The 10,403-nt window shown below is 46.2% G+C and carries 10 protein-coding genes; 9 read left to right on the top strand and 1 reads right to left on the bottom strand.

Features of this window, described 5'->3' with window-relative positions; genetic code table 11:
• Nucleotides 1-268: 268 nt before the first annotated feature.
• The 9 genes from J6U00_RS13715 (at nucleotide 269) to panD (ending at nucleotide 9,576) form a co-directional block, all read left to right on the top strand.
• Entirely contained in the window at nucleotides 269-814 is a 546-nt protein-coding gene (locus J6U00_RS13715; protein ID WP_295078073.1) for a cupin domain-containing protein, read from the top strand.
• A 38-nt stretch (nucleotides 815-852) separates the two neighbouring features.
• Entirely contained in the window at nucleotides 853-2,529 is a 1,677-nt protein-coding gene (locus J6U00_RS13710) for an AMP-binding protein (RefSeq protein ID WP_296582742.1), read from the top strand.
• Between the two features lie 136 nt (nucleotides 2,530-2,665).
• Nucleotides 2,666-3,388 (top strand): sigma-70 family RNA polymerase sigma factor, encoded by a 723-nt coding sequence (locus tag J6U00_RS13705; RefSeq protein WP_296582741.1) that lies wholly within the window; start codon nucleotides 2,666-2,668, stop codon nucleotides 3,386-3,388.
• Entirely contained in the window at nucleotides 3,385-4,677 is a 1,293-nt protein-coding gene (locus tag J6U00_RS13700; RefSeq protein ID WP_296582740.1) for a hypothetical protein, read from the top strand. Before J6U00_RS13705 ends, J6U00_RS13700 begins: the two co-directional genes overlap by 4 nt.
• Nucleotides 4,678-4,934: 257 nt before the next feature.
• Nucleotides 4,935-5,987 (top strand): hypothetical protein, encoded by a 1,053-nt coding sequence (locus J6U00_RS13695; RefSeq protein WP_296582737.1) that lies wholly within the window; start codon nucleotides 4,935-4,937, stop codon nucleotides 5,985-5,987.
• A gap of 359 nt (nucleotides 5,988-6,346) precedes the next feature.
• Nucleotides 6,347-7,309: a hypothetical protein gene (locus J6U00_RS13690; protein ID WP_296582735.1), complete on the top strand. Its 963-nt coding sequence runs from the start codon at nucleotides 6,347-6,349 to the stop codon at nucleotides 7,307-7,309.
• A gap of 183 nt (nucleotides 7,310-7,492) precedes the next feature.
• Nucleotides 7,493-8,332 (top strand): 3-methyl-2-oxobutanoate hydroxymethyltransferase, encoded by an 840-nt coding sequence (gene panB, locus J6U00_RS13685; protein ID WP_296582733.1) that lies wholly within the window; start codon nucleotides 7,493-7,495, stop codon nucleotides 8,330-8,332.
• 1 nt (nucleotide 8,333) lies between these two features.
• Entirely contained in the window at nucleotides 8,334-9,182 is an 849-nt protein-coding gene (gene panC / locus J6U00_RS13680) for a pantoate--beta-alanine ligase (protein ID WP_296582732.1), read from the top strand.
• A 10-nt stretch (nucleotides 9,183-9,192) separates the two neighbouring features.
• Entirely contained in the window at nucleotides 9,193-9,576 is a 384-nt protein-coding gene (gene panD, locus J6U00_RS13675; RefSeq protein ID WP_296582730.1) for an aspartate 1-decarboxylase, read from the top strand.
• 50 nt (nucleotides 9,577-9,626) lie between these two features.
• On the opposite strand, the gene J6U00_RS13670 is transcribed toward panD, so the two are convergent.
• A partial coding sequence (locus J6U00_RS13670; protein ID WP_296582728.1) for a DUF2520 domain-containing protein occupies nucleotides 9,627-10,403 on the bottom strand: 777 nt, incomplete at its 5' end.

The raw sequence follows: 10,403 nt of genomic DNA, 5'->3' as shown, positions 1-10,403 counted from the left end.
TTTCGGTATAATAATCTCCATACTTGTGGGAACCCCCGTCGGCTCTACCATAGTTTCCGCCGATATCACTGTGTTTTTTGTATTCTGCATCATTTCCGCAGTGCTCAAGCGTGGAAAATAAAAGCTGTTGTATAAAACGTCAAAACACTTTCACTTTTAAATGTGAAAGTGTTTTCTTTATCATAAATAGTCCTTTGTCTTGACAAAGCGGACATATTTGTGATATCATTATTAATGTATACATAATTTTCAAAAAGGAGGTTGCGCTATGGAAGCCATTAATGAGATCGCAGCACGTATCCGCGAGTTGCGCGAGGTGTGCGACTACACACAGGAAAAGCTTGCACAGGAGCTCGGACTATCAGCAGAACAGTATGCAGGCTACGAAGAAAACGGTGATTTTCCCATAAGCGTCATCTATGAGATTGCAAACAAATTTGGAGTCGATTTTAACGAACTGGTCACAGGAGAACCCAGCCGTATTGATACATTTCAAGTCGTCCGCCGCGGCAAGGGCAGAAGCATAAGCCGTTTCCCAGGATACCGTTTCAAGGATCTTGCCTTCCGCTATGCGGATAAGGTCATGCAGCCCCTTTTGGTCACACTTGAACCATCTGACGAGCCGGCAAAGCTTGTAAGCCATTCTGGTCAGGAGTTCAACCTCGTCCTGAAAGGCACTATAGCCGTAGTATTTGAGGATCAGGAGATAATCCTCAATGAGGGCGATTCTATATACTTTAACCCAACATACCTCCACGGACAGCGCTGCGTTGGTGATTCCAAGGCAAGGTTCCTCACAATGATCGCTGAATAATATGCCTCATAAGGCTAAACAAAGGAGTTCTTAATATCATGCTTTTAGACCGATACCTTCCCCGTATAGAATTTGATTCTTATGAGGATTTTAAGGAAAATTACCGTGTTAATGTTCCTGAAAATTTCAATTTCGGCTGGGATATAGTAGATGAATGGGCAAAACAGGAGCCCGAGAAAAAAGCACTTGTATGGCTCAGCCACGACAAACAGGAAAAGACATTCACTTTTACAGATATATCCAAGCTTTCAAACCAAACCTGCCACTACTTCCGAAGTCTTGGTCTCAAAAAGGGCGACGTTGTGCTTCTTATACTCCGCCGCCGCTGGGAATACTGGGTAATAGCCACTGCTCTCCACAAGCTGGGCGTTATACTTATCCCCGGAAACCTTCTTTTCACTACCCACGACATCGCTTACCGAGGCAATATGGCTGAGATATCTGCTATCATCGCCTGCGACGACGAATACATAAGAGGACAGATAGACGCAGCTGCCCCTGAAATAAAAACGCTCCGCAAGAAGATAGCTGTTGCAGAGCCCCGGGACGGCTGGGACTACTTCGAGGACGAGATAGCCAAGTATCCCGATACCTTTGAGCGTCCCACCGGTGAAGAGGCAACAAAGGTTAATGATACCATGCTAATATACTTCACCTCAGGCTCTACAGGTATGCCCAAAATGGTATGTCACAACTTCTCTCACCCGTTAGGTCATATAGTAACCGCCAAATACTGGCATCAGGTACAGGAAAACAAGCTCCATATGTCCATATCCGACTCGGGCTGGGCTAAGTTCGGCTGGGGCAAGATATACGGACAGTGGATATGCGGCGCTGTACAATTCGCATATGACTTCACAGGCAGATTCAACGCAAAGGATATACTTGAAGTTATCAGCCACTACAAGCTGACTACATTCTGCGCTCCGCCTACTATGTACCGATTTATGCTACAGGAGGATATGACAAAGTACGATCTCTCCTCCATACAGAATTTCTGTAATGCAGGCGAGCCCCTCAACCCCGAGGTATTCAACCGCATCTATGAGCTCACTGGCAAGAAAATGCGTGAGGGCTTCGGACAGACAGAGGGTACCGTACTTATCGCTAATTTCCCGTGGATAGATCCCAAACCCGGCTCTACAGGAAAGCCTTCCCCACTTTATAATATTCACCTGCTCCGTCCCGACGGCACAGAGGCTGACGACGGCGAAGAGGGCAGCATCATGGTATGCGGTATTGATAAAGAACGTCCCACAGGTTTGTTCTGCAAATACTACAAGAATCCCGAGCTGACAGAAGCAGTTCTCGGCGGCAAGAATTACGACACTGGTGACGTTGCATGGCGTGATTCCAAGGGCTATTACTGGTTCGTAGGCAGAAACGACGACGTTATCAAATGTTCTGGCTACCGTATCGGACCTTTCGAGGTAGAGAGTGCTCTCCTCACCCACCCGGCTGTAGTAGAGTCCGCTATAACCGGCGCTCCCGACCCCATAAGAGGTCAGGTAGTAAAGGCTACAGTCGTACTCGCTGAGGGCTATACTCCCTCACCCGAGCTCACAAAGGAGCTTCAGGATCACGTAAAGCGTGAAACAGCGCCTTACAAATACCCCCGCGTCATTGAATATGTAAAGGAGCTCCCCAAAACTCTGGGTGGAAAGATAAAACGTGCCCAGATACGTCATCAGGACGAGGAAAACTCCGCAAAGTAACACAATTTAAAGTCCGATCAGAATGGTCGGGCTTTTTTGTAAACATAAAAATTAATTTTTTATAAAACTTTTTTGAAACACCCCGTTTTTGCATCCGGGGCTGCGTAAACTATTATTAATATTGGGGGTGGCAAATATGACTTCTGATGTACATCAAATCATATCCCAGGTCTATAAGGCTAAAAAGGACAGCCACGCAGCAGATGAACTCATATCTGCTTATATGCCCTTTATAAAGTCTGAAACTGCCAGGTTTCTTAACCGTCCGCCCGATCAGAGCGATGACGAACTTAGCATTGCTATGTTCGCCTTTTATGAAGCGATAAAGAATTATTCACGACTACGAGGTTCATTTCTGAAGTTTGCCGCATTACAGATAAAGAATCGCCTGATAGATAATTACCGTAAAGAGAAAAAGAATAAAGGTCAAATATCACTGGACGTTAATGACGATGACAAAACCGACCTGAAAGAAACGATCCGAGATGAACACGACGACTACGCAGAAAACGAACTACGAGATGCAACAAAACAGGAGATCGAAGAGCTTTCGGCACAAATGACAGAATTTGGCGTCACTATGAGCGACGTTGCGGAGAATTCGCCCCGTCAGAGGCGTACTCTTGAAATATGTCAGAAGGCCGTATTATATGCAAAAAACAATCCTGAGATCCTCGATGACTTTCTCAGAACAAAACGCGTTCCGCTGGCAAAGCTTGCCGAGGGCGCAAATGTTGAAAGAAAGTCTCTTGAAAGGCATAGACGTTATCTTGTCGCCGTACTGCTTATATGTACCAACGGTTACGAGATAATGCGAGGCCATATAATGCAAGTACTAAAAGGTGGTGAGAAAAAATGAAATATATCGTTATGGAATGTCACAAAGGATATGCTGTACTAATGGACGAAGAATCACGCTTCGTAAATGCTGCAAACCTGAGATATGAGGTAGGACAGACGATCACGTCTCCTGTGCTTATGGAATACACAGAAACAAGAGAACGCAGGATCAGCTTCTATGTCACAAGATTTGCCGCAGCCGCTGCTTGTATCGCAATTGCAGTCTCAGCAGGTTCATTCTATTATTCACGAAATTTCAAGACTCACTCTACTATTTTAATATCAGCTAAAGCAAATATCCGCATGGACCTCAACAAAAAGGGAGAGGTCATTCAGCTCAGCGGTGGAGATGACAAGGCAAACGAGCTTCTCAAGGAATATGATCTCACAAGGAAGGATAAGATAACCGTATTCAAGGACATCCTCGAGAAGGAAAAGGATTTGGGCTATCTTCCAAAGGACGAAGTTTCTCTCTATGTCAAGGCAGACGACACTGAGGAGTATAACTCAATCAAAGAAGAATTTGAAAACGGTGTAAGTGATACAAAGGTAAACGTTTACGAATATGGTACTCCTTTGCCGAAGGAGCCCACAGCGCCGGAGCCTCCCAAGGCTGACCCGGCTGATGCCCACGCAGAACCGGATGCTCCGAAACCTCCGCATGAAGAAGCAAATTCTCCGGAGCCTCCTAAACCGGCTGACAACGCCGGTCCGGATGCGCCCGGTGCTCCAGGAGCCCCCACCGCTCCTGTTGCGCCGGTTGCTCCGGCTGATCCAGCCGCTCCTGCAACACCAGCAGCTCCCGGCAATCCTTCAAAACCGTCGGCAGAGAATAAAAATACTGCTAAACCTAACGACAAGGCAGAGCCGCCAAAGCCTGCCGAGCCAAACGCTCCTCAGCCTCCGGCTCCCAAGAGAGTCAGCAGAATATCTGTCTCTTATGAAGCCGTAGAAGAGGTTAAAGCGCTTCTTCCCGCATCTGCCAATCAGGCATCGAATGCGGATATAAATATAGAAGAACTCCGGGAAGCAATTCCCGGACAGGGTGCAAGTACTCATGAGCCTGAAAAGGAACTTCCGAAAGCAGCAGCACCTGCTCCGGAACCAGAAAATGATACCTTAGATCACGGAGCAGTAACTCCGGAGCCTGAGGCAGCAGCAGAAAAACCTGAACTTATACAGATACAGGAAGCGCCTGCCGCACGGGTAAGAGTATCAGTTTCACGTCCCAGTACGATCGTTGCAAATGCCGGAGCACCTTCTCCGGCACCTGAAGCAGCACCGAAGGCTAAAGCGCCTGCCCCCTGAAAAAATTAATCCCCCCTTTCCCCCTTTCCCATCCCCCCAGAAAACATGAATTACGATAAGAAGAAGGCACTGCTTAAAGCAGGGCCTTTCTTCATTTTAAGCCTTCGTCAGGCGATTCAAAAAATAATTTCAAATTTTTCAAAAAAAATTCATAATTACCCCACTTTTTTATTTACCGTTTCGTAATCTGTTTATGTAAAGCGAATAAAGCTTATATCTCCAAGGGTGGAGAAATCTAATTTAAAGGAGTAATTCTTATGAGAAACAAGAACCGTGTTCTCGCTGCAATAGCTGCAATGTCAGTAATGGCATCCGCAACAAGCATTAGTGCTCTTGCAGCTGAGGCAAACGAAGAAGCAACTACAGAATCTGTTGTATCTACAGCTATCGAAGAAGTTGCTGAAGAAGCAGAAGAGCTCATCTTTATCGCTACAAACGACGTTGAAGAGGAGTCTGAAGATGCTGAAGAAGCTGTTGCTGAAGAAGCTGTTGCTGAAGAAGTTGCAGCTGAGGAAGCAGTAGTTGAAGAAGTTGCTGAAGAGACTGTTGTTGAAGAAGCAACTGAAGAGACTATCGACGAAGAGGCAGCTGAGGAAGTTGCTGAGGAAGATGTTGAAGCTCCTACAGCTCCCGTTCCTCCCGTTATCGTTGATGTAACTGACATTCTTGAGCAGATCCGCAGCTTCATTGAGGCTACTGATTTAGATATTCTCAACGACACAATCATTGAGAACTGGGATCAGATCGAAAAGGTTGACATTCACTTCCACGCAAACGAGAAGCCCGAGCCTCCTGTTCCTCCTGTAGTTGAGGAAGCTGAGGATGCTGAGGAAGCTACAGAAGCATCTGAGGACGCTGAGTCTGAGGAAGCTGAGAAGCCTGCTAAGCCTCTCGGACCTGTTCATATCGACCTTACAGACCTCTTTACTGAGATCCGTGGTCTTATAGATATGGATAAGATTGATTTCATAGATGACGATGTTAAGGAGCAGATTCTGAACGCTAAGGATATTCATGCTGACGTACACTTCAAGCACGTTGCTCCTGAGCCTCCGACTCCTCCTGTTCCGCCTGTAGAAGACGAGAATGCTGAGAAGCCTGAGCCTCCTACACCTCCCGTTCCTCCTGTAGAGGATGAGAATGCTGAGAAGCCCGAGCCGCCCGTTCCTCCTGTACACGAGGAGCCCGTTAAGCCCGAGCCGCCCAAGGGACCGACTCACATCAAGATCGGTCAGGACGAACTCAGTGCAGCAATCGCAGCAGGTGCTTTCAATGTACCCGTTGCTCAGACAGCTGAGGCTGCTGAATAATGAAATGAACAGTTGAAAAACTGATTCATATATGATTTGCCCTTGCCTGCAAAGGTATTCCCCGAAGGGCAGGTCACTTCACAATCCAATCCCAATCCCCTTATCCTCTTTTACCCCTTTTACCCGCTTGATATCTGCACATCTCGGTAAAAGCGCGGATAATCAAGATCTAACATGATAAAAGGACACGCCGCAAAATTTATTTTTGCGGCGTCTTTTTTTGTTTGAGCAGCTTTATTGCAAGAATAAAAAAACAACTTCTTTTTTTGCGTGCCTTGCTATTTCTGCAAAAATATGTTATAATTATTTTGCTTATTATTTTTGCCGTAATATGTGGCACGTTCTAAGGAGGACAACCAATGAAAGTAAGGTTCCATCTGCCTGATTTTGCAAGGCTTTTTAAATTCAACGTCGTATTTCTCTCTATGCTCGAGAACAGTCCCGAGCTCTTCCGCGAGGGCGTAGAGATCGCTTCCATATATGGCATATTCCCGCCTTCGCTCTGGAATGGCGGACGAGTTATGCATGGTATGTGCCAGAAAGACTTTGTGAGAGGTGTTACAAAACATTTCAACAGCAAGGGCATACCGCTTCGCTTTACCTTCACTAACCCCATGCTTGAAAAGAAGCACCTCAGCGACGAATTCTGCAACATGGTAATGCATATCGCCGACAATGGAATGAACGAATGTATCGTGGTATCTCCCATACTTGAGGACTACATAAGAAAGAACTATCCAAGCTTCAAGCTCACAAGTTCCACCTGCAAGAGAATAACCGATCCCGAAGCTCTTTACAAGGAAGTTGAAAAGGATTACCATATAGTTGTCCTCGATTACGACCTTAACAACAAATTTGATATCCTTGAAAAGATACCTAACAAGGAAAAGTGCGAGATACTTGTAAACGCCTGCTGCAATCCCGGATGCGTGAACCGTTCTCTCCATTATCAGACTATAGGTACCGAACAGATAGCCTACGCAAACCACGTAAGAAAATACCCCAACGCTCCCTTTGATTCCGACAAATTCGCCAAGGAGCACCCTGAAGCAAAGGCTGTATTTGAATGTAAATGTGAGCACAGAAGCCTTTATGACATACAGTCTCTCAGCACTCATATAACTCCTGATGATATATGGAACAAGTACGTTCCAATGGGCTTCAACCAGTTTAAAATCGAAGGCAGGACCTTTGATATGTTTAATCTTATGGAACATTACCTCTATTACATGGTGAAGCCGGAATGTATTGGTCAGGCAAGGCTTATATTCCTGCGTAATCTAAGCCTTAACGGAGCTATAATCATACCGGATCAGGGCTGATAAACAGTATATCACAAAAATTCGCCTCCCTTACGGGAGGCATTTGTATTAGTATATGAAATTTATAAGCATATCCGAAAAGCTACTGCCCGTTAATATTTTGTTAATATTCTGCTGATATAATATCAATGTATCTTATCTGAGTAATCAGAAAGGTAACATCTTTTAAGGAGAAAACTGAATATGAAAAACACGGTCTCAACTCTGCTTGAGCAGAAGCAATCGGGTGACAAGATAACGATGCTTACTGCCTACGACTCGACCACAGCCGCTATCATGGACGAATGCGGCGTCAACGCCATACTTGTCGGAGATTCCCTCGGTATGGTAATGCTTGGCTATGAGAACACGCTACCCGTCACTATGAAGGATATGATCCATCATACCGCCGCAGTCTCACGGGGTGCAAGAAGCGCCTTTATCGTAGCTGATATGCCATTTATGTCCTATCAGACAGATGTCCGTGATGCCGTCATCAACGCTGGCAGACTTGTAAAGGAAGGCGGCGCGAACGCTGTAAAGCTTGAAGGCGGCTCTGAGGTATGCGAACAGATACGGTCTATTGTGAACGCTTCAATACCCGTTGTTGCTCACCTCGGACTTACGCCGCAGTCTGTAAACGCCTTCGGCGGATTCAGGGTACAGGGCAGAAGCCTTGATAAGGCAAGGAAGCTCGTAAACGACGCTCTGGAAATACAGGAGGCAGGCGCCTGCGCAGTCGTGCTTGAGGGTATCCCTTCAAAGATTGCAGAGATCATCACGCAAAAGCTTGCTATCCCAACTATCGGTATTGGCGCAGGCTGCGGCTGCGACGGACAAGTACTGGTATATCAGGATATGCTCGGCCTTACAACTGGCCATACGCCTAAATTCGTAAAGTGCTTTGCAGATGCCGGAGCACTCATACGCAAAGGTATCTTAGCATACATTTCTGAAACTAAATCGGGAGCTTTCCCCTCGGTGGAGCATACCTACTCGGTGAAAGAAGATGTTATAAGCCAGCTTATGAAGGAGTGTGGCTGATATGAAGATCGTAAAAACTATAGATGAAGTGCGCAGACAGGTAAAAGAATGGAGGACACAGGGACTTACTGTAGGTCTTGTCCCCACAATGGGCTATCTCCACGAAGGGCATGCAAGCCTTATAGACGCTTCACACAGAGACAATGACAGAACAGTGGTATCGGATTTCGTAAACCCCATGCAGTTTGGTCCGTCTGAGGACCTTGAAAGCTATCCACGTGATATTGAACGTGACTTGCAGCTTGTTGAAGCTCACGGCGGCGATATAATATTTGCTCCCGAGCCTGAGGAAATGTACCGCAAAGGTTTCTCTTCGTTTGTTGATATGACTGTTCTCACAGAAGAACTCTGCGGTCTTAGTCGTCCTGTACACTTCCGAGGAGTATGTACCGTAGTATCCAAACTGTTCAATATTGTACAGCCCGATCGTGCCTACTTTGGAAAAAAGGATGCACAACAGCTTGCTGTCATCAGACATTTAGTCGATGACTTGAATATGGACATAATGATAATCGGCTGTCCCATAGTCCGCGAAGCCGACGGACTTGCAAAGAGCTCCAGAAACTCTTATCTCAGCAAATCCGAAAGGAAGGCTGCTCTTGTACTATCACAAGCAATAGCTCTCGGAACGGATATGGTAAGAAAGGGTGAGAAAAACTGCTCAGTCATTATCTACGCCATGAAAAAGCATATTGAAGCGGAGCCCATTGCCAGGACGGACTACGTAAAAATAGTTGACAGTGATACCATGCAGCAGATAAGCACTATCGACCGTCCCGCACTCTGCGCCATAGCAGTATATATCGGCAGCACCCGTCTCATAGACAACTTCTTCACAGAGGACGTATAAGGAGGCTGTCATGGAAATATCAATGCTCAAAAGCAAGATACACCGGGCTGTCATAACTCAGGCTGAACTGAATTACGTCGGCAGCGTCACTATAGACGAGAAGCTTATGGAAGCTGCAGGGCTTTACGAATACGAGCACGTTCATATAGTCAATGTAAACAGCGGCAGCCGCATAGAGACTTACGTTATCGCAGGAAAACGTGGAAGCGGGGTTATATGTCTCAACGGAGCCGCGGCACGCTCCGGGCAAAAGGGCGACCCAGTAATAATAATGTCCTATGCCGCTATTTCTCCCGAAGAAATAAAGTCTCACCGCCCGAAAGTAGTATTTGTGGGCGAAAAAAATGAGATACTTAAAGTTGCCGAGTATGAAAAGCACGGCACATTGATGTAATTTTACTAAAAAGTCCGGAAGCGTTTCTTATGCCGCTTCCGGACTTGTCATTATTTCAGGAGATTTTTCATTTCGGAATAATCAGCTTCTGGGTGCTTATGCTGTGCTATCTCCACAAGCTTTCTCGAAACTGCTTTATACATACTCCTGTCTGTATCATTATCCATGCACTGTATATGCCTTGAGACGATGGCAGCATCATTCCTCTCCACAGGACCTGTAAGGGCTTCTTCAGGGCCTACCGCCAATATACGCTTGATATTGCTCATTATCAGCGGTTCAAAGGCTTTCAGAGCCTCTGTCTCCGAAAAGCCGCATTTTTTCATGAGCGACATGCTTTTCGCTGCGAGTCCACATACAAGATTGCTGGATATAGCGCAGGCTGCATGGTAATCTCCCTTCGTTCTGCCGGAAATAATCCTTATATCGTTGCCGAGTCTTCCGAAAATCTCCTCCCAGTCGGCGAGATGTTCCTCGTCGCCTTCAATACAGAAAAAAGCGCTGTAAAGCTCCTTAAAGGACTCATACTTGCTACTTATGGGAAAAAGCGGATGTATGGAATAGCCACTTGCTCCGTATTCTCTAATATCTGGAAAGGTCTCGGCTGCGGACATTGCTCCGCTGCAATGGCACACGCATTTCCCTTCTATGCCCATTTCTTTAATGCTCTCATAAACCCCTGCCACAGCGCTGTCGGGAGTTGTTATAAATATCGTGCTGCTGTCCTTTACAATATCTGACAGCTCGTAATAAACCATGCTCCCCGTAAACTTTGCAACCTCGGCGGCAGACTGCACATGAAGACTGTAATATCCGGAAAGGGGTAT

Source organism: Ruminococcus sp. (genome assembly GCF_017650195.1).
Classification (GTDB): Bacteria; Bacillota; Clostridia; order Oscillospirales; family Ruminococcaceae; genus Ruminococcus.
Note: the sequence above shows the minus strand (reverse complement) of the source record. Positions and strands in the feature narration are given on the sequence as shown.

What these genes read in the sequence shown, in the direction of transcription:
- J6U00_RS13715 (WP_295078073.1), top strand. Translation starts at nt 269, where the DNA reads ATGGAAGCCATTAATGAGATCGCAGCACGTATCCGCGAGTTGCGCGAG.
- J6U00_RS13710 (WP_296582742.1), top strand. Translation starts at nt 853, where the DNA reads ATGCTTTTAGACCGATACCTTCCCCGTATAGAATTTGATTCTTATGAG.
- J6U00_RS13705 (WP_296582741.1), top strand. Translation starts at nt 2,666, where the DNA reads ATGACTTCTGATGTACATCAAATCATATCCCAGGTCTATAAGGCTAAA.
- J6U00_RS13700 (WP_296582740.1), top strand. Translation starts at nt 3,385, where the DNA reads ATGAAATATATCGTTATGGAATGTCACAAAGGATATGCTGTACTAATG.
- J6U00_RS13695 (WP_296582737.1), top strand. Translation starts at nt 4,935, where the DNA reads ATGAGAAACAAGAACCGTGTTCTCGCTGCAATAGCTGCAATGTCAGTA.
- J6U00_RS13690 (WP_296582735.1), top strand. Translation starts at nt 6,347, where the DNA reads ATGAAAGTAAGGTTCCATCTGCCTGATTTTGCAAGGCTTTTTAAATTC.
- panB (WP_296582733.1), top strand. Translation starts at nt 7,493, where the DNA reads ATGAAAAACACGGTCTCAACTCTGCTTGAGCAGAAGCAATCGGGTGAC.
- panC (WP_296582732.1), top strand. Translation starts at nt 8,334, where the DNA reads ATGAAGATCGTAAAAACTATAGATGAAGTGCGCAGACAGGTAAAAGAA.
- panD (WP_296582730.1), top strand. Translation starts at nt 9,193, where the DNA reads ATGGAAATATCAATGCTCAAAAGCAAGATACACCGGGCTGTCATAACT.